This is a genomic window from Paenibacillus hebaui (assembly GCF_051934385.1).
GTDB lineage: Bacteria > Bacillota > Bacilli > Paenibacillales > Paenibacillaceae > Paenibacillus.
Genome location: NZ_CP196836.1, coordinates 325857 through 351309, shown reverse-complemented (window position 1 = coordinate 351309; position 25453 = coordinate 325857). Strand labels below are relative to the sequence as shown.

Genomic DNA, 25453 nt, shown 5'->3' with positions numbered 1-25453 from the left:
CCCCTGTCCGGATGTTTGTAATGCAGTTTGGTTCAACTCCGATGTACCCCCTCTCCAATTTCTGTCTCCATAAACCGATATATATCGATGTATACCCATTCGGATTCATCCTTCATGAAGACAGCTTCTCTGTGTATTCGACATGACCAGGTACATACCTTAAGCATTAGCATCATTCAAATCACATTAATTCAGAAATATACCACAAGATGAGACCTTCGGGGAGAGATGATTTCTTTTCACAGAGTAGATGTAATCCTAAATACCTATACAACCAAAAAATATTTTCACAAAAATCATAATTCATGTTGAATAAACTCGAATTTTGTCATACGATAACACCAGAAACATCTGGAAAGGATGGAACGAAATATCTTTTACCAGATTGAACTTGTCCACCAGACATAGGGATGGGTTACACAGAGGGGGAATGTGTGTGAAGAAGATTCGTAAACAAGGGACTACAAGAACGCTACAGATGAGAGAAAAATTGATATTGTCCTTTGCCATTGTGCTGCTCATTCCGACGATTAGTCTAGGCATTATTTCCTTCCAAACTGCCGATGCCAAGGTTGAAGAGAAAATGTATGAGAACGCGAGCAGCAGTGTAAATGTACTGAATCAGACCATTGACCAGATCATTGGGGCTACACGTAAAAATGTAGATTTCCTGGCAAGCCAGCTGGATGCAGGCAACGTTGGACCGAAACAGGGCGATGAAACAGAGACTATCCGCACCCTGCTCGATGCTTATAAAGAAACCCATAGCGATGTGGAACTTGCCTCCATCGGTACCGATCAAGGCGTCTATATTAATTCCCCTGTAACTGCAGTGAACAAAGAAGGCTATGATCCACGCGAACGTCCCTGGTATCAAGCTGCTACACAGAACAAAGATGTCCCTACCGTAATCACTCCTTACATATCGAGCAATACCGGCAATGTTGTTGCTTCGGTAGCCCAGACTTCAGCGGATGGCCACGGTGTTGTCTCTGTCAGCCTGTCACTTGAAAGCCTCTCCCAGACGGTTAACTCAACCAAGATCGGGGAGAAGGGCTATGTCTATATCATCGACAATACCAATAAAATCATCGTACATCCTATCGAAAAACCGGGAACCGAAGGAACCATGGCACCCTATAAAGATATTTTTGCAAAGAAAAACGGAAGTCTAACTTATACGCTAAACGGAAACGAAGAACACGCCTTTTTCTCCACCAATGAAATGACGGGCTGGACCGTGGTAGGTGTCATTGACAGTAATGAAGTGACGGAATCTGTCCGTCCAATTCTGTATACCACACTTGTTGTTATAGCAATTGCAATTGCAATAAGCTCCATCATTATTTTCTGGATTGTCCAGTCGATCACCAGACCGCTAAACCGCTTGGTGAAGGCATCGAACGAAATTAGTGATGGTAATCTGACCATCGAGGTTGCTGTATTGGGACAGGATGAATTCGGGAAGCTGAGCACCAGCTTTAATAAGATGAGCGAATCCCTGCGAACCGTCATTCAGGATGTCCGTCACACGGCTGACGAGTTAACCGCCTCTTCAACACAATTGGCAGTCAACTCATCCGAGACAACCAAAGCAACAGAGCAGGTCGCCCTGATTACAGAAGAGGCCGCAGCTGGACTTGAGAAACAAGCGACCAGCCTCAAGCATACGGCGCAGCAGATGAATGAGCTGGCCGGAGGTGTGGGACAGGTAACGAACAGTACACAGCAAGTATCCGAGGCTGCCATGCAAGCAAGTGAGCTCGCGGATAAAGGGAATGCCACCATGCAGACGGCCGTTTCCGAGATGGATTCCGTCAGTCGCTTCGTGCAAAGTATGGCAGAGACGGCAGAGCGACTTGGGCAACATTCCACATCCATTGGCGAGATGGTATCTGTCATTACAGACATCGCTGCACAAACCAATCTGCTTGCTCTCAATGCTTCTATCGAAGCAGCTCGTGCAGGTGAGCATGGACGCGGCTTCTCCGTTGTTGCCAGCGAGGTTCGCAAGCTCGCGGAGCAATCCAGTCTGTCCGGCCAGAAGATTGTAGAGATGGTTGGATCGATTCAACAGGAGATTCTAATGGCCAATCAGAATGTACAAGTGGGCAAACAGGATGTAAGCAACGGAATTCGTGCCGTTCAGTTTGCAGATGAAGCTTTTGCACAGATTAGTCAGGCCGTCGGGGTCGTCAACCAGCAGCTTGAGAACATTGCAGCCGCCTCACAGCAGATGTCTGCAAGCACAGCCGAAGTCGTACAATCCATTGATCAGATTCACACCATTTCGGAAACAAATGCCGATGGAACGGAGAACATCTCTGCAGCCACGGAGGAACAGGTTGCCTCCATGCAGGAGATTTCCTCTTCTGCTGATTCTCTCGCCCACTTGGCCCATAAGCTGCAAAAGCTCGTGGAACAGTTCAAGCTGTAAACCGGCTTCATGTCGATAAATAGGTTATCGTGTTCAGGTAAACACAGGTAGACATTGGTCTTCAACGTATAAAAGTCCCTTTGCCATCATAGCGGCAAAGGGACTTTTTCTGTCATGTCGTGTTTTTAGATGAAATGGATCACTTATTTACCGGATTCCTTTTTATCTCCATGGTACCCTTGATCCCCATACGGCTCAAGCTGATCAAACCAGCGATTCAAACATTTGGCTAATGCATCTTTGGGATCATAATAGGGGCTGTCTTCTTTTTTCAATTTCTCCAGCACTTCGATCATGAAGGCATTCTCTCCATACTCATTCCATTCCGCCTGCAACTGGCGATTGAGATGGCTACCCATCTGCAGCATAAACTTCTGACCATTAAGGGTTTTCAGATTAAGTGTGCTGTCGAGATACACTTTGCCGTTGTGCTCATTGCGGATCTGATATACCCCTGCTTCGGTCTTGACCTCCTTGGCCTGTTCTTGCAGTTCTTTACGGCGGTTCATTTCATTTTTCTCCCCTTTCTCTGCATCTGTCTGCGTTTTGGATTCTTTACGTCCCCGTTTGTTGTCTTTACCACGCTGATCTGTTGTGCTTGCCAGCCAGTATTGGCTACCGTCTTCTTCACGTTCCATCAAGCCGTAGTCAATCAGGTACCTCCGTATTTCGACGTAATCGTCATAGACTTTCTTCAGCAGCTCATTGACCTGTTTCTCGGTATATTTGCGTTCTGGATCAAATCGTTTGACAATCTCGGTGAGCACGATATATTTATGCTTTTGCTGCATGTGAAAAGTAATCAGCGGACCATCCGTTCCCTGCGAAAAATACTTTTTCAGCACCTTCACCCGATCCTGTTCTGAAATATCAAATGAGTCGGAATGAATCTTATGCACATGACTTTTAACAGGGGACACCCACTCCGCTGGAGCATGGGTATCTTTACTTTTGAGAAGCTCCATCAGTGCCAGAAATATCTTGGCCTGCCGCTCCTTCTCCTTCAGTACAAACCGATGGTTGCGGATCGTGGAAGCACTCCCTATGCCAAGTGCTTTCTGTACCTCGGGATCTTTCTTGCCTTCATAGAATTGGGCCAGCAAGCCACGCTGGACATCCGATAATCCGGTCACACTTTTGTCCAGCTCCAGCAAATATTCGAATACCGAGCCGTGGATTTTCTCGATATGGACACGCATATAGCGTGCTGCTTCATAGAGCACACCCTCTTCTGGATAGATGATGCCCACTTCCGTCCTATAGCCACAGCAGACGCATACGTATGCTGGCCCTTCCTCCACATATCCACGTTTGATCTCTTCCAGCGAGGCTGTTTGCAACATTGATTCCGATGATTTCATTGAATGGGACTCCTTTGAGCATATTTATAAGTTGAAAAACTTTTTCGCCAACATCTGTTTATTTGTTTGTTTATTTATAGACATTTTATATTTTTGTTTACATTTTGTCAATCAACAGTAACCTATGTATGTCTTTAATAAAAACGAATGGAGAACGCTCCAATACAAAAAGGGGTGTCCCCAAGTCATCAGCATGACGGAGGACACCCCTTGTTCAGCGTTATTTTATTCTAATGAATCGAGCACACGCTATCCGCTTCGATTCACCCAGGTACGAGGTCTAACGAATCACAGAGACGTTATTTCGCCGATTGGGTCTAATTTGAGGTTCTAAACACCCTATCATGACGAAATAACGTTACTGAAATTTGTTAAATGTTACATTCCTAGATTTTCTGTCTATTAAGACGCGGTAGGTTCGTTAGCGCTTCTGTTATAACTTAAAGCGTTCAATCAAGCTTTGCAGATCTTCAGCCATACGTGACAATGCAGCCGAGGATGCTGCTACCTCTTCCATTGTTGCCAACTGCTCCTGAGCAGCTGCCGAACCATCTTCGGTTCCTGAAGCAATCTTGTTAGATAGAACAATGGTGTCATTTACTGCCTTGGTCACATGACCCATGCCTCCATCAATCCGACGGGAAGCGATGGATACTTCACCAGCTTGTGCAGCCACTAACTGCACGGCATTACGAATATTATGGAAGGCCTCTCCGGCTTCCGTAATCATCTGCGAACTCTTCACCATACCTTCTCCTGTACGGGCAAAGGTGGATTGTACTGCATTCGTTTTCTCCTGCATCTCATGCATCAGTACATTAATACGCTCTGCTGAAGTACCCGAACTGTAAGCCAGTGCCTTAACTTCATTGGCAACCACGGCGAAACCGCGCCCTTGCTCACCCGCTCTTGACGCTTCAATAGAGGCATTCAATGCAAGGATGTTCGTTTGCTTGGCGATGGCCGTAATTTCGGCCACGATCTCCAGTATCTCTCCATTTTTCGCCCGAAGATCCTCAATAACCACAGCCATAGCCCTGCTCTCGTCGTTTACCTGTTGAATATGTGCAACCGCTTCTTCCACTGTAACCATACCCGCTTCGGACTTGGTTGATGCTTCACCAGCTATGCGAGCTGCGTCTTCGGCACTTGATGAGATTTCTTTGACCCCAATAGACATCTCTCCAACGAGTTGACCTGTAGCAGCAAGGCTGTCGTTTTGCAAAGTCGTTCCTACTGCTGCATCCTGCATCAGTTCAGCAACCTGTTCTGTTGCCTTGGAGGTCTGCTCGGAACTCGCCATCAGTTCCTCAGAAGATGCTGCCAGCTGACTTGACGTATCATGCACCTCTCCAAGGACATTGCGGAGCGAAGCAGTCATGGTATCGAAGCTGTCTCCAAGCTGTCCAAACTCATCCCGACGCTGTAACCCTACCCGAACGGTCAGATCACCCGCACTTACTTTGGCTGCCGCCTGTGTTAATTGCGATAATGGACGGTGAATGCTACGGATAATGAACACGAGCAGAATAATACCGATGATCAACGAAACGCCTACAATGGATAATGTACGGATCATAATTGGTCTTACGGCGTCATCCGCTTCGGAAGGAAGCATCTCACCAACAATTTTCCAACCGGTTATCGGATTCGTATAATACACAGCCTCCACTTCATGTCCATCATATGTATACTTTACGGTTCCTCTGTCATTCGCATACATCTCATTAATGTAGCTCTCATTGGATTGCACACCGGATTCAATCTTATAATGGAACAGGAACTTCCCGCCGTTATCCAGCATGTACAGTTTTCCTTTTTCACCGATATGTATCTGATTGACAGATTCCTTCAAGTGGTTGAGACTCACATTCGCCCCGAATACCCCTTTGCCATCAGCCAGCTTGGCTGCTGCCGTTACCACCCATTCTCCTGTGGTTACGGACTGGAAGGTGTCCGAAATAATAGGTTCATCCTGTGACATCCCCATCTTATACCAACTGCGTTCCCGTGGATCATAGATCTGTTCCCCAGGATCAGGGGATTTCATCCAGCTGCCATCTTCAGCTCCTGCGGTAAGTACACCCAGTTCTTGGTGGTTCTCAGACATCCGGTCCATCTGCCTTTGAAGTGCAGGGGATTTATTGATAATATCGTTGGAAGTAATACCCGCCGCGATCTGCGCAGCGTTATCCTTCTCCATATCCAGCATCTGATTAATTTGCAGACTCAGCATTTCTGTCTTGGCCTGTGCGGAACGAATAATTTCTTCCTTGACCTGGTCAGCTGCTTTTTGATAAGACAACCATCCCACGGTAATGCTCGGTACCATCAGGAACAGGAGCAATGCAGCAATCAGGCGTTTCTTTACGGATAACGTGAACCAATTTCGAACCCTTTTCTTCATTTAACTATCCCCCATCATAATCTTCACCCCTCTTTTTATCGGACAAACGATGTAAAAATATTATGTATAGATACTAAATTAATTCGAATTTTAATTATTTTTGTTAGGATAATGAAACACTCCATGCTCATGTCCATTTTGACCCCCTCTGCGAGATCGTTTACAATGCTCATAAGCTGGTTATTCATGAAACGATTGGAAGGAGAGGATTCGAATCTTACGCAAGTCTCAATGGAAACGACCGATTGTCCCTATGTATTCATCCATTTTCCGCATCTTGTTTGCACTCATTTTGGTTACCGGTCCTGTTCTGGGTCAATTCGGCGCAGCTGCAACGGCAGCAACGCTGAGCCAGACCGTTCATATTGAAGTTAATGGTGAGCAACAATCCTGGAAGAACGAACCGCTGATCATTAAAGGAACTACGTTTGTACCACTTCGGGACGTCGTTAATTCCGTTAAAGGTACCTTGAAATGGAGCACCTCTACCAAAACGGCAACCATTACCTATGGACGAGACAAGCTGGTTCATCAAGCTGGCAGTGAATCCATTACGGTTAACCATGATCATCTGGCCTCCAGTGTCAGTTCCAGAACGGTTAACGGTACTTTAATGGTACCGGTAAGGCTGATGGCAAACGCGCTGAAAGCCGACATCAAGCTACAACGAATGGCTTCAGGACAGATGAGCGTTAATATTGAAACAGATAAAGTAAGTCTGCTGGACAATGAAGTCGCCAGTGTAGACCGTTATCTGCGTGAAATCAAGTATCCAGGCATGGCTTTGATTGCCCGCAAAGGCGAAGTGCTGCTCCGGCAGGGCTACGGACTTGCAGATAAACAGACGCTGAACCGTCCAGATCAGAAGACTAGAATCGCTTCACTGAGCAAATCTTTCACGGCTGCCTCTATTCTCAGCTTGGTGGAAAAAGGGAAGCTGGATGTACAAGATCCCATTTCCAAGTACATTTCGGGTATACCGAAGGGCGACGAGATCACCTTGCATATGCTGTTATCCCAAACTTCAGGCCTTCCATCCGCATTTGGCCGGGGCGAAGGGACTTCATTGGAAGAAACCGTTGAGGAAATTCGGCACAAAACGCTGAAATTCGAACCCGATAGCGCCTACCTGTACAGCAACAGCGGCTATGTTCTGCTTGCCTATGTCATTGAACAAGTATCCGGCGTGAGCTATGCCGATTACGTGCAGCAGACCATCTTGAAACCTTTGGGGATGAAAAACTCCGGGGAAGCTTCCCGTAAAGTTCATACCATTAGTGGATTTGTTGCACAGGGTAAAGAGTGGGTACCCGCTCCTTATTACGTTTCACAATCCGGTTCAGGAACGATCTATTCCACCGTGGACGATATGCTGAAATGGGATCGTTCGCTGTACACCGATCAAATTCTGAGCCAGGATACGATTGAACAGATGTACAAGCCTTATTCGGATAAAAATTATGGCTACGCCTGGATTCTCAAGGAAAATGGTCCGAATCGTACCGTCTTCCATAACGGTAGCGGCGGTGGTTTTGCCACAGCCTTTTCACGAAATTTATCGGATGATATCACGATTATCCTGCTCGGTAACCACGCAGGCATGGATATGACTTCACTTATGGATGAGGTCGAGATACAGACTGCCAAGGCACTGGGTTTGCAATAATTCATGATTATTCATTTATACAGCCCAAAGGGACGGTCCTGAAGAGGATCGTCCCTTTGGGCTGTATATGTATTATTTTTTACGGATACACTTCCGCTTCGTCCATTCAACACTTCGTTTTTTCTTCATTCCGCAAAAGGTAGATTATTTCATATCCCCATCACTGTCCAGCTGCTCTTTCATCGTATTTCCTCTATCGTTACAGGAAGTTTCCCGGCAAAAGGAATATGTCCCATCAGCGCCCGAGCGGCGCTATCCATGGCAAGCGGTCGGCTCTCGTAAGCCGCTACATAGACCTGGGCCTCCGGAATCGCCAGCAGATCATAGGGACTTCGCAGTGCCACAACCGTCAAAGGTTTACCCAATTGCTGCAACCAGCCGATTAGCCTGCACTGTGGATCTCCAGAAGGGCTTCCCGCATTATAGGTCCCCACCACAATCTGCCAGATGTCATCCCCTTCCGCAGCCTGAAGCAAGCGGGCAGTTCGGATGGCAACTTCCTCAGGTGTAACCATCAGATCGACAACATCCAGACCACAGTAGGATAAGGCTGATCCCAAGGTGACCACCTGAGTCAGCTGTTCATCAGCAATCGTTGTCACAGACGTGGCAACCGTAATGACCAGCGTGCGTTCCAGCTTCAAAGGCAGCATATTCAGCTGATCACGCACCAGTGTGATACTATTCTCGCTAATTCGCCGGGCCACCTTCTGATGCAACGAACTGTTGCGCTCTGACCCACTGGATGGAGCAGGAGTATTTGATACCTCGGAGGAAGATGTACTCGATACTACACTGTACAAATCATCATTACCCGCACTGCCCATTCCATTTTCCAGCAAACCACGTTTTGCCTTGTACATCAGCAGGCGGGTTACCGATTCATCAATGCGACTCTCTCTAATCCGCCCGCTCTTCACAGCTGCTACCAACGCATCAAATGCCTCTGCCTGAAGCTGAGCCGTGTGGCTGATTAACACCAGATCCGCTCCGGCCTCTACTGCCATCACGGCTGCATCGACGGTACCATAGTTGACGGCAATCGCGTCCATTTCCATGCAATCCGTCACGATCATGCCCTCATAACCCAGTTCCTGACGAAGTAATCCGCTTAATACGGTTGGCGACAATGTTACAGGCAGACGATTCGGTTCCAGAGCCGGAAAATAAATATGTGCCGACATCATCGCATCGACACCTTCGGCTATGGCGGCTCGGAACGGAATCAACTCCAGGCGTTCTACCCGTTCACGATCATGAGTGATCATCGGGAGGTCCAGATGGGAATCGGTATCGGTATCCCCATGTCCCGGGAAGTGCTTGGCTGTCGCTGCAATACCAGCGTCCTGAATTCCTGCAATAGTCCTGGCCCCATATTCTGCAACAGACTGTGGAGATTCGCCAAATGATCGTACACCGATTACCGGATTGGCGGCGTTATTGTTCACATCCAATACCGGAGCAAAATTCATGTTAATGCCCATGGATTTCAGTTCCACCCCGCTGATATATGCAGCCTGATAAGCATCGTCAATGGAACCGGCAGCTGCAATCGCCATTTGCCCTGGCATCAGGGTTATTCCATCGGTAATTCGGGCGACCATACCGCCCTCCTGATCAATGGATATCCAGAGCGGCACATTACCGCTGCTTTTGGCGATCCGTTGTAGCCCTAACGATAACCGCTCTACCTGCTCTGGTGACTCAATGTTACGTGCAAAATAGATTACGCCGCCGATCGGATACTTTCGGAGAAAGGTATTAATATCACCAGTCGCTTCAGTGCCATGAAAGCCACATAGCAGCATTTGGCCGATTTTCTCACGCAGGGTCATCTGTTTCAGTTTCGACTGGTACAACTCTTTTTGCCCACTCATTACACGCCTCCTCCCCATAACAAACTTCCGTACATTATGTGATCATCTATGGATGAACATCATTCTTTAAAGGTATAGCAAAAACGGCTTCCGCCGCTCCTTCCATTCTTCTGCCTGTACATTCCATACTTCCATCAAACGAATCAGTTCATCACGGTCATGAATGCCATCCCTGACTTCCCTGCCTCCGGTTAACAGATCAATAAAATAGCGGGAACCTGGCTGTGGCGGCTCCAACCAGCGAAAATACTCGGGATAGATCGAAGCCAGCTCATGCAAAAGCACCAGCCCTGTGTCTACCGCCCGAAATTCCTTGCGGTCCGTCACGAAAATTCGAACCCCTCCGCATAACTCACCTGCATGCTTGGAGAAGGTTGGCGACATGTAAACCGGATGTGCGTGTACGCCTTTCAGTTGGTGATTACAAAAGCGTTCCGCCAGTCGTTCACCATCTACCCACGGTGCGCCAATCCATTCAAAGGGTCGGGTCGTGCCTCTGCCCTCCGACACATTAGTACCTTCGAACAGACACGTACCCGCATATACTCGTACACTATCCAGGGTGGGTATGTTGGGAGAAGGCAGCATCCAGGGAAGTTCGCAATCCGTAAACTCCATGGAGCGCTGCCACCCTTCCATCTTAATCACACCCAGTTCGCAGGACGCCGACATTTCACTGTTCACCAGAAGGGCCAACTCACCGATCGTCAATCCGGTGCGGACAGGAACACGCCAAGCACCAACGAGCGATTCATACCCCGCGCTCAGCACGCCGCCTTCCACAACGTTTCCGCCCAGCGGATTGGGGCGGTCCAGAATCAGCATGCGTTTGCCAGCTTCAGCGCAGGCCTCCATCATGTGGAATAAGGTTGAGGCATACGTGTAATAACGGATGCCCACATCCTGAATATCAAACAGTACCGTGTCCACCCCAGCCAGCATCGCGGAAGTAGGCTTCTTGTGTTCACCATACAGGCTGAACACCGGAATGCCCAGCCTTGGGTGCAACGTATCCCCGAACCGTATTCCGGCCTGAAGCTCTCCTTCCAGTCCATGCTCACAGGCATAGAGCGCTGTAAACTCGGCATCGGCCAATCCGGAACATACATCCACTGTAGAGACAAAATCAGCCGTAATGCCAGTCGGGTTCGTGAACAGACCGATTCGTGCATCCGTTAACCATGGATGCGACAGCCCTCTGGACAGAAGATCCGTTCCGGTGCTTACCCGGGGTCTTCGTTTGAAGCCGTCCATCCTTCCTCTTATGTTCGTTCTGTTCATCATACATTCCCCTGGCTTATCCAACCGTTATGCTGGTGGTCATTGCCGCCGGATGGAACAGTCTCCTCTTCAGGCTCCAGCACATTCAAAGCAACTTTATGCTGATAGATCGCAAACATACCTCCGAACAGCGCTCCGAAACCAACTACGGTCAACATCAGCAAACCAGTTAGACACAATGCCTGAAAACAGGCGCCCATCGTGTACCCTGGATGACGTAAGAACAGCTTCACACTTTCCCCCATCGCCTGAATGATGCCCATGTTTTTTTGTAAAACAAGCTGCCAGGTATAGAACTGCGACATCAAGGCCATGAGAACGAAGAACGTCTGGAACATACTTACCGCCATGCCAGTCATCCCGCCCTGTCCGCCGTAATACCACCAGGTAGACCATAGAATGAAGCCAAGCACCGCGAAAAGCACCCCTACAGCCCCTCCTGGCATGAGTCCCTTCAACGTTCCGCTCCATAGATCCCGCAATCCATTCCGACGTTCCTTGCGTTCCAGCCTGTGATGCACGGCGTAACAGACACCGAACAACATCGGCATATAAATCACGGCCAGCAGCAGCACCGCCATAGGCAGCGGAGCAAATATCAGAATGGGCACCAGCACGATAGAGCTAACCACGCTGTACAGGGCCACCGAAATGATATCCCGATAGATCTCTGCCCCCGACTTGACCAACACCTCACTCAGCTTACGCATCTCCGTTCTCCCCTCTCTTGCCATTCGTTCCACTGATATAACCTTACTCTCGTCCAATGGCCATTTCTGTCTTCGGGTCAAAAAAATGCGCCTTGCGCAAATCCAGCACGAAATTTTTGTCCATGCCGACATAGGCATGAGTCTCTGGATGTACTTTGGCTGTGACGGTTCGCGCACCCAGATGGAAATAGACCAGATTCTCTGAACCGAGATGCTCCACCACCTGAACACGAGCCTGAAGCATATGATCTCTTGGAATATTCGGTGCAACATCTTCTCCGAAAAAATGCTCCGGACGCAAGCCGAGAATCACCTGTTTGCCCTGATAGCCTTGCAAGCGGGCAAGCACATCCTCTGGCAAAGTGAAGGATGCCCCTTCCACCACAACCTGTGTTCCTTCAATACGTGCATCGATGAAGTTCATTGCCGGAGAGCCGATAAATCCCGCTACAAACATATTACGCGGACTTGCATACAGTTCTTTGGGCGATGCCACCTGCTGAATATCCCCATGATTCATGACCACGATTCGTTCCCCAAGGGTCATCGCTTCCACCTGATCATGGGTGACGTACACAATGGTGGCACCCAGCCGTTTGTGCAACTCGCCCAATTCCACCCGCATCTGTACCCGCAGCTTCGCATCCAGATTGGAGAGCGGCTCATCGAACAGAAACACCTGAGGATCACGTACGATCGCCCGACCTACCGCTACCCGCTGACGCTGACCACCGGATAACTCACGCGGTTTGCGCTCCAGCATCGCTTCCAGCCCCAGAATGGATGCAGCGTTCTGCACCTGTTCATCAATATAGGACTTGGGCTTCTTCAGATTTTTGAGGCCAAAGGACAGATTTTCACGGATGGTCATGTGCGGGTAGAGCGCATAATCCTGAAATACCATCGCGATATCCCGATCCTTCGGATGCAGATCATTCACGATGCGGTCGCCAATGACAATATCACCGCTCGTCTGTTTTTCCAGCCCGGCAATCATCCGCAGTGACGTCGTTTTGCCACAGCCCGAAGGGCCGACAAAAACGACAAATTCCTTATCTTCTATAACAAAGTCTGAACCGGCTACAGCCGTGAACGTTCCTTTATGATCGTCTTTAAATTCTTTACGCACTTGGCGAAACTCCACGCGTGCCATAGGTAGATCCCCCTTTACGTTGTCGCTTGTCCTTGACGGGCTAACTCACCTTAACCTTTAACTGCTCCGATTGTAATGCCCTGCAGGAAATAGCGTTGCAGTGAGAAAAACAGAATGATCATCGGCAGTGCTCCAATCGTCGCCCCCGCCATCATTGCACCGAAGTCGGTCGATTCGGCAAATACAAACGAGGCCAGCCCTACCTGAACCGTACGCATTTCATTCGAATTCGTAATGAGGAATGGCCAGAAGAATTCATTCCACGAGGCGACAAACGTGAAGATCGCCAGCACCGCAATTCCTGGTTTCGCCATGGGCAGAATGACTTTCCAGAAAATGCCGAATTCGCTGCATGCATCGATCCGGGCTGCATGAATCAGAGATGTCGGAAGTGTCGACATGAACTGCTTCATCAGGAAGATGTTCCCCACACTCACCGCCGCAGGCAGAATAATAGCCGTATACGTATCCCCCAGGTCAAACACGTTGACCATTAGAATGTAGAGCGGGATCAATGTGACCTGTGCCGGAATCATCATGGTGCCCAGCAAAACCCAGAATACCGCCTGGCTGCCCGGGAATTTCAATTTGGCAAACGCATAACCCGCCAGAGAGGCGAAGAATACATTCGTTACCGTCAAAATGACCGAGATCAGCAGCGAGTTATATAACCAGCGCCATGCATCCGTTTTGGCAAAAAAACGCTCATACGGCGACAGCGATAGCTGCTCCGGAATCATCTGAGGTTTGAACGAAGCCGACATCGTCGTATCCTGCACCGAACCGACCAGCATCCAGTACATCGGGATGATCGTAACGAGTGCCCAGCCCGCCAGCAGAATGGATGCTACAACAAGCAATGTCTTTTTCTGTGTTGATTTCATGAATTTCATTCACCCCCGGGTGCTTATTGCAACAATCTTAATACTCAATGTCGCTGGAGAAATATTTGAACTGGATGACGGAGATCACAATGATGATGACTGCCAGTACAAATGACTGCGCCGAAGCGAGTCCAAATTCGTAGAATTTGAATGCCGTCTCATAGATCAGATAAGCAATCGTGGTGGTTGCAAAGTTCGGGCCACCCTGCGTCATCAGATAGACAGAGATGAATACCTGAAAGGACGTTATGACGCCCGTCACGAGCAGATACAGTGTTGTTGGCTTGAGCAGCGGCCAGGTGATTTTGCTGAACTGGGTCCAGCCACTCGCATGGTCGATGTCTGCTGCCTCATACAGAGACTTTGGAATGCCGCCCATGGCTGCCAGATACAGAATAATGCCCGCTCCGTGCGATCCAAGCCAGTTCATCAGAATCAGTGAAAAGAGTGCCGTACCTGACTGACCCAGCCAGATCACCGGATCAAGACCGAACAAGCCCAGAAATCGGTTGAGCAATCCTGAATCGGTAGGATCAAAGATCGCCAGCCATACAATGGAAATCGTTACTCCGGAAGCTACCGCTGGCAGATACAAGGTTGCTTTGAAAAAAGTCTGCCATTTGCTTTTCATCTGGAAGATGAAGTAGGACAGCACAAACGTAATGAGAATATTGACCGGGACTGTACCTACGGTGAAGATTACTGTATTTTTAATCGACTTCCAGAACGTTTCATCCTTCACCAGACGTTCGTAGTTATCCAGTCCCACCCACGTTGAATTCATGATGTTGTATTTCTGGAAGCTCATCACAAGTGCCGTCAGCACCGGGTACATCGTAAAAATGAGAAACAGCAGGACAGGCGCCAAAATGAACAAATACGCCCACCCGTAATCTCGCCAAAACCGTCCAACCCGGGAAGTCCGGGGCACGGACGGCTTTGGCGCAAGGGCAGTCTGCATGGCGAATCCTCCTCTCCTAGTCAGTGTGTTGTTGCACGATGCCTTAGTTCAGATGATAGTCGGTATGATGATTTGAGTTATGACTTAGGTACGACCCCACGGTATCGCTCGAAATATGGTTCAAGTATGGTACAAGTCATTGCCCAAACATCTGCTGCCCTTTGCTTTTGAAGTCTTCCGCGATCTGCTCCGGTGTTTTCTCACCTGAGAACAGCGCCTGAATGTTCGGCTTCACAACCTGTTCCTTGAATTGTTTTTGCTGGGATGCTTTGTCGATGTCCAGTTCCAGTACAACCGGCATCGCGATATGTTCAGCCATTACTTTAGCAGCGTCCAGATTATCCTGTTGTCCAAGTTCCTTGCCTTTGAACAGATCCACCTGGGATTGTCTGACAAAAGGCAGGGCCAGTTCATTAGCGGAATTGCCGGCTTTGGCACCGCTCAGCGCCTCCATAACGAGGAATGTATTTTTGGCATGCTGTTCGCCTTTATCCTTCTTCTGTTTGAAGGCGACATAACCCTCGCCACCCATCGTCGTCGCCGCAGGCTGGACGTCATTGTGCGGCACAGGCAGCAATACAAAATCAATTTTCTCGCCCTGCACCTTGCCGTCGTCAATATCCTTGTTGCGGTTCTGAATCATAACGTCATAATAAGGAATCGCCTTGGAGATGATTGCTGTCTCACCAGCATAGAACATATCTGTCCGTTTCGCCGGAGCGAGCGCGGCCGTTTCCTTCGGCATGTATCCTTGATCCATCATGTTTTTGATAAACGAGAGCGTGTCCAGAATGCGACCATCATTCCACTGGAACGTGCCGTCTTTGTCAAGAACGTCGATCATGCCATTGTTACGGGACAGCATTTCAATGAAATCAAGCGAAGTACCGTCTGTAACCAGCGCATACTGTTTGCTTCCGTTATCCAGCGTTTTGGTCAGCTTGGCAGCAGCTTCATTGAATTCGGACCACGTCCAGCCCTGTTGCTGAATGGATTGCCAGTCAATGCCCGCTTCCTCCAGAATGCGTTTGTTACCACCCCAGGCCCACTGGAATTGATACAAGGGCAGTCCGTATTGCTTGCCCTGAATCTGTCCGAGCTCCAGCGTACCCGGCAGGTAGTCGTCCTTGATCTCAGGCGTCAGGTAGCTATCCAGTTCCAGAGCCAGACCCGTATTTACATACGTGCCGTCTACACTATGGAAGTACAGATCCGGCGGATTGCCCGCGTTCAGAGCAACGTCGAATTTTTTGGGGCCTTCCGCCCAGGAGAGCATTTCCGTTTTCACGGTAATATTCGGATGTTCCTTATTGAAATCAGTAATCAGATCCTTCAACTCATCCTCATATGTGCCATGTACCGGATATGTCCACACTGTTACGGTATCGTCCGCATTCGGATCATCCGATGCAGCCCCACCACTGTTCCCACAGGCTGTAACCCAGACCATCATCAACAGCATTGCCAATACAAGACCCTTCCTTTTCATCCCTTTCATCTCCTTCACGTATCATCTTCAATGATCTCATGACCCCATCCTGCTACCCCTTATCACAATCCAGCTTCAACCCGTATCTCCACTTATTAAAAGATTAAAAGCGGACGCAAGGACCAGCACCTCCTTGTAAGTTCAACCTGCAAGCAAGCTCAACCTCTTAAATGCAATATTAACGTCAACTAAGTTAACATTAACAGTATTAATTCCTTCCAAAATTGTAGATTGAGTTCATTATATGAGTTGTAAAATAAAAATTCAACATTATTTTTTATCATAAAATTTAATTTTACTTTTTCGTTTTATGCCTCTATACTATGAAAAAAGAAAACACAAGCTAGCGAGGTGAGCCACGTTGCGAATATATGCAGGCATCGATGGAGGCGGTACCAATACTGATGCAGCAATCATTTCTGACTCCGGGGACATTCTTGCCGAGTTCCGTGGCGGTGCAAGCAATCCCCATAGTGTACCTTTTGAAGAAGCCATGTCGGAACTGCATCTGGTTCTGGATCAGCTGTTTCAGTCCGAAAAAGGAGCACTGTCGAATTGTGAAGGTATATGTCTCGGAATGTCAGGTGTAGATACTATTCAAGAGCGACAATGGATTGCTGACACCATACAGGACTATATGAAGAAGAACCGGCGGCAGGATGCTGCCGATTGTCAAGTCTGGGTCGTTTCAGAGGGAGAAATTGCTCTTATGGCCTCCATAGGACAGACTCACGGTGTGTTGTGCATCTCCGGAACGGGGTCCATCGTATACGGATTTACACCGGAAGGGGAACGGTATCGTGCAGGAGGTTGGGGACATTTGCTTGGAGACGAGGGAAGTGGCTATCACATAGGACAGCGAGCGCTCCAGGCGGTCATGCAAAGCTACGATCGCATTCTTCCGCCAACCGAATTAACCCCTCTTCTCCAACAGAAGCTGGATCTGCCGAATCTGATCGATCTGAAGCAGCTTGTATACCAATCCGGTTGGGGGAAGACCCATACGGCTTCCATTGCTCGCTTGGCCATAGAAGCCGCCGATGCGGGAGATAACGTGGCCAGAATACTCATTGCTGATGAAGCCCGACTACTTGCAGATACAGCAAAGGCATTAATTGCACGCCATAACTCATTCCCCTCCGCCCCATTCGTTCTGTCAGGGTCCATGTTTCGCTACTCTGCACTGTTCCGTGATACGTTTGTTCATAAGCTATCCGAATCTTATGGTGCATTGAATTTCGTATGCAGAGAGCATGCCCCGGCTCCGGCAGTAGGTGCAGCACAGCTCGCGCAGCGAAGATGTTCACTTCATCAATCATTTTGAAAGAGAAAAGGAGGCCACACGGATGAATCATACGCTTAACTCTTTGTTAACTGAACAACCTAATCCGCAGACGGATCATATAGATGAACTGCCCTCGGCAGAAATTATGGCATTAATTAATCAGGAGGACCGCCGAATTGCCGAACGGATTCAACCGCTTATTCCGGTCATTGCTCAGGCAGCCGACCTTATTGTGGAAGCTTTTCAGTCTGGTGGAAGGCTTTTCTACGTTGGTGCAGGCACAAGTGGAAGACTGGGTATCCTGGATGCTTCGGAGTGCCCTCCTACCTATGGCACACCACCCTCCATGGTGCAGGGCATTATTGCAGGCGGATTTCGCGCTGTGAAAGACCCTGTGGAAGGTGCTGAAGACAGTGAGGAAGCGGGAGCCGTGGATCTGGATGAGCACGAATTGAACGAAAACGATGTCGTTGTAGGCATTGCCGCCAGTGGTCGGACACCCTATGTGCTCGGAGCGATGAAACACGCCAGAAAGATCGGCGCTAGAGTGATCAGCCTAAGTAATAACGCAGATACACCGATGACTCCGCTGGCTGATGTTAGCATCGAGGCTGTCGTAGGGCCAGAAGTCGTGATGGGCTCTACACGCATGAAAGCAGGCAGTGCCCAGAAGATGATACTGAACATGCTGACCACAACGGCCATGATCCGCATGGGCAAAGTATATCGTAATTTTATGGTGGATCTGAACCCTTCCAATGAGAAGCTGGTCCACCGGGCCAAGCGCATGATTCAGCTGGCGACCGGAGCGAAGGAAGCGGACATCGAACAAGCCTTTGTCGCTGCAGATGGTCATGTCAAGACCGCTATTGTCATGTTAATGGCAGGTGTTGATGCAGCGGAAGCCGCCCGCAGACTTAAGTTGGCGGACGGCTTCGTCCGCAGCGCGATTGCAGGCCCACTGTAGACAAGCGACCAGATTACGCAGGAATCCATTCTGGAATACGAAGGAGCCCGACCATCAGTCAGGGCTCCTTTGGCTTTCTTTTCACATCTAACCACATGTTATCATCCAAAAAATCCCTTCTGCTTATGGCAGCAAGGGACTCTTTGTGCTTCATTTATGCTCCAGAATAGCCTGCCGGCTCTTCTCCAGATATTCCACCGTTTGACTGTAATCCCGGCTGGCAATGGCCAGATACAGAATATCAATCACATTGAGCTGTGCAATGCGTGAAGATGTCGCCCCGCTCCGAATATCGCTTTCGGTGGACGTAATCATCAGGGGTACATCAGCCAGACTGCTGAGTGTATTGCTGCCCCACTTGGTAATGCTGATCGTTGCTGCGCCACCTTCGCGGGCATGCTTCAAACAGGAGATCACATTGGATGTTTCCCCCGAATACGAGATGCACACCACCGCATCATCTTCACGAAGCGTCGTTGCAGACGAGATCTGCATATGTGGATCGGCGAACGAAAAGCTGGTGCGGTTGATACGCATGAACTTGTAGTGTGCATCCAGCGCAATCAGATTGGAAGCGCCCACCCCGTAGAAAAAAACTCGTTTCGCCCGGTGCAGCACATCCACAGCCTGCTCGACGAGGCGAGGGTCCAAAATATGGACCGTATCTTTCACCGATTGAATATTGTTCGCGGACACATGCTGGATAATGCTCTCCATGGAGTCCTGGGGACGAATCTCCGTATAATTATATTGCTCATCCGTCTGCAAATCTCCGGCAATCTTGAGCTTCAGCTCCTGAAAACCTGCTACTCCCAGCGATTTGCAGAGACGGATAATAGCCGCCGGGCTGCCCCCGCTCCGTTCAGACAGCTGTGCCACCGACGACTGGACGGTTTCCTGCGGGTGATCGAGAATATAAGCTCCGATCTTCCGTTCCGACGGGGTCAGGTCGTCCATTAATGCGCGTAAACGTACAAGTCCACCTTTCATGCCTGCCATCCGCTCCTCCTTTCCATACTGCATTCATGTACAAGCATTTTATCCTATAATTTCTGCCACGTCTAATTCGAAGTTGCTTCGATTCAACAGCCCGTTAACCGACATACCTTGTCCAGTTATAATGTCAGGATTCCCGAGATCACCGCATGTCTGGCTCCCGTAACAGCAGGAAGCGTATTCGTTCTGCCCATCAGCGCTTCATGCCCAAGCAGTGCGAATCCAATCGCTTCCCGGGCATCATCCGGCACACCATAATCTGCTGTGCGCTCCAGACGAATGCCCTCTGGCAGTCTCTCGCGAATCATTCGCATCAGGGTGGCATTGGAGGTTCCGCCGCCACAGGTCAGCATGGCCGAGATGGACACCTTCGGCAGCACAAAGTCCTTTACTGCGCGCACGATCGTCTCCGCGGTCAGGCAGGTCGCCGTAGCCAGAGTATCCTCCATGGATAAGGAACGTGCAGCAGCATGCTCCATCAGACGCTTGGCATAAGCAGCGCCATAAACTTCACGTCCTGTGCTTTTGGGAGGTATTCTCCTGAAATATTCGTCGTCCAGACACAGCTCGACCAGTTCTGGATCAAACTTCCCTTGTGCAGCCATGCTTCCATTCGGATCATAATGCTGCCGTCCTTCCGTAGCCTGTCGCACAATGGCATCCATCACCATATTGCCCGGCCCTGTATCAAAAGCCGATATGTCCTCGGCAGAAGATTCGGCTGGAAGCACAGTCACATTGCCAATACCCCCGATATTCTGCACCAGACGTCCTTCTGTCGAACTGCGGAACATCATGGCATCCGCGTAGGGCGTAAGCGGCGCGCCCTCCCCGCCTGCTGCCATGTCCCGCGCACGCAGGTTGCCAATCACCGGCAGTCCCGTACGTTCCCGCACCACAGCACATTCACCAATCTGCAATGTGGATGCTACGTGGAGACTTGCTCCCGTTGGCCCTGGGAATGCGGACGCCACAGGGGCATGCCATACCGTCTGTCCATGCATGCTGATCGCATCCACCTGCTCTGTTGAGATGCCCGCAGACCGCATCAGTTCCATAACGCTATGCGCATACCATTCCGATACACCAAAATGCGCGGCTGTCAGTTCGTCAACACGAGCTGTCTCCGGTGAACATAACCAGATCAGGACATCTCTCAATTCATTCGAATACGGCACACAGACGAAATCAACCAGATCCATCTGCTGTAATGCCCCGCTCTCATTGGTCTGAATACGCACCAGTGCCGCATCCGTTCCGTCCAGAGACGTCCCGGACATGAGTCCGATCACCAGATGCTCCCGCTTCAAACGATACTTCTCCCACATCGGATAGCTGCCTGTATCCATTCACTTCCAACCTCCCGCAAGACCCGATGAACACGTTCATCTGCCAACATTTCACCCAGTATATGATATAAAATTTCACAAGTCAAACATTACGTGAAATTAAATTACAAAACTGAAAATAAAAAAAAGAGGCGTCAGAGCGCCCCTTCCTGTTCGCTTAAATATGCCGTTTCATTCCCATTAGAATGACAGCTCATCACCCGGAGACATCGAATGTATGTCTGCTTCCGGGAATGGGCTATTGCCGCGCAATCCTGCCCGCAACCGATCGGTCTCTGGGCGATCGGTATGCACAAGCACCGTATGCCGCGCAGGAATGCGATGCAGCATTCGTTCAACATCCTTCCAGCCTTGATGCACCTTATAGCGGATTTTTCTCACCTTGCATTGGCCATATTCCTTGGGCTGCAGCAACAGCTTCTGTGCGAATGTTCCAGCAGCGACATGTCCAGTAAGCAGTATCAGGTTTTCCTCTCTAGCTGACAACTGGCCATAATACCAGCGGGCAAGCGAAGACTGCATCATGCCATCCGGAATGAACCATAGCGAAGCACCATGTTGATCCAGCAGCCGTTCCCGATCTTCCCTCGTTGTAGTCAGTTCCCATCCTTGACCATTCAGAAAGCTTCCAATTCTGTCCTGTAACGGCTCTAACGTAACTCTCTCTTCCTGCTTCCTTAGCCAGTCCGGAACACGAAACAATTGCTTCATGCCGTCCACGAGCTTTTGCTCCACGATGATCGGTGTGCCTTGAAACTGCCGCTGAGCCCATAATATAATCTCCTGCCCCCGGCCCACTGCCGGCATGGGCAGCAGCACCTTACCGCCTTTGGCAATCGTTGTACGAATAGCGCTGTCCAGCTGCTTCAGCTTATCGGCCTGCGTATCCTGGTCCGTACCATAAGCTGCATCCACAATCGCCAAATCCAGCATTGCAACAGAGGAGCTCTCCGCCATATCTGATCCATTAACAGAAGCCAAGTTTCGAGATGATGATGCCGCTCGCTCTGCTATAGCTTGCCCACCATTCACAGCTGCTGCTCTATTGGACATGCATGTGGGTCTACTGACAGGAGCAGCCAATGCTCGACTGTTACCGACCATGTCCGCCTGCATGAACACAGTTGCCGCATCATCTTCCTGTAGAAGTAGTGATTCCGAGGTATAGTCCCCCGAGTAGAAGATCCGTTTCCCTTCCATCTTCAGCCCGAACCACACCGAGCCTGCAAGGTGGCCACTTCGCCCCCAGACCGCCGCCACACCAGGAACAACATTGAACCAGGTTCCGCGTTGTGCTTCATCCTCCAGAAAGCGATAGCGAATCGCCTGTTCATCGGCTTCATCATAAGGCAAGGTATGTCCTGCCCTCTCCGTATTTCTGCGCCATGCGCTGAAATACGTGTCCAACTGTTCCCTCGTCTCCCTCGTTGTCCACACTTCACCCTGATAACCCATCTTGTACAGTAAAGGAATGGCTACGGAATGGTCCTCATGGGCGTGGGATAACAGGACCGCATCCAGTTGTGGAACGATCTCCGGTTCAATCAGCGGATATTCGCCCGTGCCTTCTTTTTTGACACCACAATCCAGCAAAAGGCGAAACCGGCTCCCGCTCAGGAGATACGCGGAACGTCCATGTTCCCCTGCACCGCCCCATACGTTCAGCTTGATCATGATGCATTCCACTTTCTCTTTGAATTCAGCATTTCGATTCCAAGCAGCATCAGCACCGTCATGCCTACAGTCACCACGGCCATCGCCATCCCGAGGGACACCTGACCTTGTTCAAACTGGGCAAAAATATACGTAGCCGATGTCTGCATCGACGGCGGGAGAATCAACAACGAACCTACCAGCTCCCGGGTAGCGATCGTAAATGTCATCATCCAGCCCGCCAGCATGCCGGGTAAGATCAGCGGGATCAAGATTCGCCGCAGAATATACAACGGCTTACCTCCAAATACCTGACCCGCCTGGAACAATGTTCCGTCAATCTGGGTGAAGCTCGATTTTACATACTGCACGGTGTAAGGCAAGAAGAGAACAACATACGTCAGAACAACCATACCGTAGGTGTTATACAGCGTGATTGGCATCCATGGTGAATTCCAGAAGAGAATCAGTCCCACGACCATCACGATGCCTGGCACCGTATTAGGCAACAGGCTGAACAAGTCAATTACACGCTGCATGAATGATGACGATCTGCCGATAGTCAGTGCGAGACCCGTACCGATAATAACCGCGACTGTTGAAGCCGCAAGGGATAATCCCAAACTGTTCCCAATCGCCTTCATGCTCACCGATCCCCAGGATAGCAGCTCCTTGTAATGATCTAGTGTCAGATTATCGAAAGCGAGTCCCGACCCCCGTAGCTTCATGGTCGAAGCGGCAATGATGGAGAAATACGGGATACCTACAGACATAATCAACAGAATCGCAAGATACACACCGCATAACCATCCAGCCCCGCCACGAAGGGAATATCGCTTCGAACGCTGCCCTTTGCCGCCAACCAGACGATAGGTGAACTTCCGGCTCATGGCAGACTGCATATACCACATCACCAGACAGACCGACAGCAGCACCGATGCCAGTGAAGTCGCCTTGCCGAAGTCAATCGGCCAACTGGAGATGTACTTGTGGATTTCGGAGGTCATGACATAATAGCCAATCTTGCGCCCGAAGGTTGCCGGTGTTCCGAATTCCGCAATCGTTTTGACAAAGACAAGCATAATCCCCATGCCGTAAGACGACAGCAACAAGGGTAAAATAATACGTCTGAAACGGTACCCCGCACGTGCACCGTGCACGGCTCCCGCTTCTTCCAGATTGCCGCCGATGCGAATCAAGGCATCCCGAAGCAGCAGATACAGGAAGGGGAACAGATGCAAGCTCATGATGAGCACCATGCCCCAGAAGCTGAAGAACAATTCACTCCAGCCTGCAGCTGAGGGCACCCATTGCTGCAGGTATCCCCCTTTTTGCATAAAGAGAATCCAGCCCATCGAGCCGATATACGGCGGGGTCATGAACGGAATCATCAGGATCACATCGACCCAGCGATGCTCGCCCATCCGTGTCTTCGCCATCATCCAGGCAAGTGGCAACGCCAGCAGCGTGGTTACCGCTACAACGCAGATGCCAAGCCAGACGGAATTCAGCAACACCCCAGACAGATGATGACCGGTAATGGTGCGAATCGGGGCCATCCAATCCCATTGTCCGTTTGCATACACACTTTGCCAGAAAATCAGCAAGAGCGGCACGCCAATGCTGATGGTCAGCAGAAAGAGGGCCAGAATCATGCCCACTCTCCGAAAAATACGGTTGTTGTCCATTACAACAGGTTTCACTACGCTCACCTCACATGACTTTCCACAGACAGCAGGTATTCCTTTTGCCTAATCGTCTCTTTTGTACTGCGTCTTTCAGTATCTTGCATAATTCGAATCAAATCGCTCGCGGGTACAAGGTATAGACGAATAGAAACATTTCGATCTATACCTTGCTTATTGAAAGACGCTCTTTGGATTTATGCAAAAGTACTTATTTAAAAGTCTCGGAAAGACGTGCCGCTGTCTCATCGCCATGTTCGCTCATCCAGTTCCAATCCACTTTAAGTTGTGGAATATCCTTTACGTTGGCACGGTTAGTCGCTTCAATGTCTTCGCGGCCCGGAATCAGATAGGCATCTGCGACGAGCTTCTGTGCTTCATCGGACAACAGGTAGTCAATGAACGCCTTGGCGTTCTCTACATTCGGACTGGATTTCAGAATTGCTGCCGGTCTTGGGCTGATTACAGTGCCTTCCTCAGGATATACGATATCCAGTGGCTCACCTTTGGCCTTCGAGGAATATGCCATGTAATCCACACCTGCCGCTACGATGCTTTTGGCACCCGTAATAACTGGATCCAGTGCTTCCTGATTGGCTCCTGCCATCGCTACACCATTAGCTTTATACGCACTCAGCAGATCCCAACCTTTTTCACCGTTCGCGCTTAGGTACCCAGTGATGAAGTCGAGTGCCGAACCTGAGAGTGTAGGGTCTGGAATGTTGACTGCATCTTTCCATGCAGGTGTAGCAAGCTCTGCCCAACTTGTCGGTGGTGTAGATACCAGTTTCGTGTTATAGACAATGCCCAGTGCGGAAGCGCTGCTACTGAAGTAGTTGCCTTCTGCATCCGACCAATCCTTGTTCAGCTTGTCTGCATTGGCTGCGTCCGGGTAAGGCAGTGTCAGTCCATCTGCTTTCAGAGCCTGTGCCGAAGGCAAAGAGGCCAGGATGACAACGTCTGCAACCGGATTGGATTTCTCTGCTTCCATACGAGCCAAAATTTTGCCTGTCGTTCCCTGGAACATCTCGACTTCGATACCCGTTTTGTCCGTAAATCCGCTCACGATGTTATCCGCCAGCTTCTGTGGGCCAGCACTGTACAATACCAGCTTGCCGCCAGCCGGTTTCGTTGTCTCTGCCGCTGCTGCCGTACTTCCTTCACCTGCGGGTTGTACCGCGTTGCCTGTGGTCGTGCTCCCTGTACTACATCCGAACAAACTGATACTCATCACCGCTGTTAATAGCAGCATTGCGCTCTTTTTCCGTGTTTTCATACCTAACATGTTAGTC

General features: G+C 49.7%; 18 protein-coding genes. 4 read left to right on the top strand and 14 right to left on the bottom strand.

The features are described 5' to 3' along the window. Nucleotides 1-436: 436 nt before the first annotated feature. Entirely contained in the window at nucleotides 437-2437 is a 2001-nt protein-coding gene (locus tag ACR32F_RS01610; RefSeq protein ID WP_440115518.1) for a methyl-accepting chemotaxis protein, read from the top strand. 143 nt (nucleotides 2438-2580) lie between these two features. Here the strand turns inward: ACR32F_RS01610 and ACR32F_RS01605 are convergent, their stop codons facing one another. Then, a complete protein-coding gene (locus tag ACR32F_RS01605; RefSeq protein WP_440115516.1) occupies nucleotides 2581-3798 on the bottom strand; it encodes a DUF2087 domain-containing protein in 1218 nt (405 codons plus the stop codon). 433 nt (nucleotides 3799-4231) lie between these two features. After that, the gene (locus ACR32F_RS01600) at nucleotides 4232-6205 is read right to left on the bottom strand and encodes a methyl-accepting chemotaxis protein (protein ID WP_440115514.1); all 1974 of its coding nucleotides are present in this window, start codon (nucleotides 6203-6205) and stop codon (nucleotides 4232-4234) included. Between the two features lie 253 nt (nucleotides 6206-6458). Here ACR32F_RS01600 and ACR32F_RS01595 point away from each other — a divergent pair, with 253 nt between their 5' ends. After that, complete coding sequence (locus ACR32F_RS01595) at nucleotides 6459-7871, top strand: serine hydrolase (protein WP_440115512.1); 1413 nt, start codon at nucleotides 6459-6461, stop codon at nucleotides 7869-7871. A gap of 179 nt (nucleotides 7872-8050) precedes the next feature. Here ACR32F_RS01595 and nagZ read toward each other — a convergent pair whose 3' ends face one another. The 7 genes from nagZ to ACR32F_RS01560 all read right to left on the bottom strand — a co-directional run bounded on the left by nagZ (nucleotide 8051) and on the right by ACR32F_RS01560 (nucleotide 16226). Then, on the bottom strand, nucleotides 8051-9748 hold the full coding sequence (gene nagZ / locus ACR32F_RS01590; RefSeq protein ID WP_440115510.1) for a beta-N-acetylhexosaminidase: 1698 nt from the start codon (nucleotides 9746-9748) through the stop codon (nucleotides 8051-8053). A 66-nt stretch (nucleotides 9749-9814) separates the two neighbouring features. Next, the gene (locus ACR32F_RS01585) at nucleotides 9815-11032 is read right to left on the bottom strand and encodes an exo-beta-N-acetylmuramidase NamZ family protein (protein ID WP_440115508.1); all 1218 of its coding nucleotides are present in this window, start codon (nucleotides 11030-11032) and stop codon (nucleotides 9815-9817) included. After that, entirely contained in the window at nucleotides 11029-11739 is a 711-nt protein-coding gene (locus ACR32F_RS01580; RefSeq protein ID WP_440115506.1) for a hypothetical protein, read from the bottom strand. Before ACR32F_RS01580 ends, ACR32F_RS01585 begins: the two co-directional genes overlap by 4 nt. A 43-nt stretch (nucleotides 11740-11782) precedes the next feature. Continuing rightward, nucleotides 11783-12892 (bottom strand): ABC transporter ATP-binding protein, encoded by a 1110-nt coding sequence (locus ACR32F_RS01575; RefSeq protein WP_440115504.1) that lies wholly within the window; start codon nucleotides 12890-12892, stop codon nucleotides 11783-11785. 50 nt (nucleotides 12893-12942) lie between these two features. Next, the gene (locus tag ACR32F_RS01570) at nucleotides 12943-13776 is read right to left on the bottom strand and encodes a carbohydrate ABC transporter permease (RefSeq protein WP_440115502.1); all 834 of its coding nucleotides are present in this window, start codon (nucleotides 13774-13776) and stop codon (nucleotides 12943-12945) included. Between the two features lie 37 nt (nucleotides 13777-13813). Continuing rightward, on the bottom strand, nucleotides 13814-14737 hold the full coding sequence (locus ACR32F_RS01565) for a carbohydrate ABC transporter permease (RefSeq protein ID WP_440115500.1): 924 nt from the start codon (nucleotides 14735-14737) through the stop codon (nucleotides 13814-13816). Between the two features lie 136 nt (nucleotides 14738-14873). Next, nucleotides 14874-16226, bottom strand: coding sequence for an ABC transporter substrate-binding protein (locus ACR32F_RS01560; RefSeq protein ID WP_440115498.1), 1353 nt, complete (start codon nucleotides 16224-16226; stop codon nucleotides 14874-14876). A gap of 361 nt (nucleotides 16227-16587) precedes the next feature. Here ACR32F_RS01560 and ACR32F_RS01555 point away from each other — a divergent pair, with 361 nt between their 5' ends. Beyond that, nucleotides 16588-17550 (top strand): N-acetylglucosamine kinase, encoded by a 963-nt coding sequence (locus ACR32F_RS01555; RefSeq protein ID WP_440115496.1) that lies wholly within the window; start codon nucleotides 16588-16590, stop codon nucleotides 17548-17550. A 22-nt stretch (nucleotides 17551-17572) separates the two neighbouring features. Next, the gene (murQ, locus tag ACR32F_RS01550; protein ID WP_440115494.1) at nucleotides 17573-18478 is read left to right on the top strand and encodes an N-acetylmuramic acid 6-phosphate etherase; all 906 of its coding nucleotides are present in this window, start codon (nucleotides 17573-17575) and stop codon (nucleotides 18476-18478) included. A gap of 150 nt (nucleotides 18479-18628) precedes the next feature. Here the strand turns inward: murQ and ACR32F_RS01545 are convergent, their stop codons facing one another. From ACR32F_RS01545 to ACR32F_RS01525, 5 genes are all read right to left on the bottom strand, one after another. Then, nucleotides 18629-19468 carry a MurR/RpiR family transcriptional regulator gene (locus tag ACR32F_RS01545; RefSeq protein WP_440119641.1) on the bottom strand — a complete coding sequence of 280 codons (840 nt, stop codon included), beginning with the start codon at nucleotides 19466-19468 and terminating at the stop codon, nucleotides 18629-18631. 125 nt (nucleotides 19469-19593) lie between these two features. Then, nucleotides 19594-20823: an anhydro-N-acetylmuramic acid kinase gene (locus tag ACR32F_RS01540; RefSeq protein WP_440115492.1), complete on the bottom strand. Its 1230-nt coding sequence runs from the start codon at nucleotides 20821-20823 to the stop codon at nucleotides 19594-19596. Between the two features lie 180 nt (nucleotides 20824-21003). After that, complete coding sequence (locus ACR32F_RS01535; RefSeq protein WP_440115490.1) at nucleotides 21004-22497, bottom strand: MBL fold metallo-hydrolase; 1494 nt, start codon at nucleotides 22495-22497, stop codon at nucleotides 21004-21006. Next, nucleotides 22494-24131, bottom strand: coding sequence for an ABC transporter permease (locus tag ACR32F_RS01530; protein WP_440119639.1), 1638 nt, complete (start codon nucleotides 24129-24131; stop codon nucleotides 22494-22496). Before ACR32F_RS01530 ends, ACR32F_RS01535 begins: the two co-directional genes overlap by 4 nt. A gap of 241 nt (nucleotides 24132-24372) precedes the next feature. Continuing rightward, complete coding sequence (locus tag ACR32F_RS01525; protein WP_440115488.1) at nucleotides 24373-25446, bottom strand: ABC transporter substrate-binding protein; 1074 nt, start codon at nucleotides 25444-25446, stop codon at nucleotides 24373-24375. Nucleotides 25447-25453: the final 7 nt, after the last annotated feature.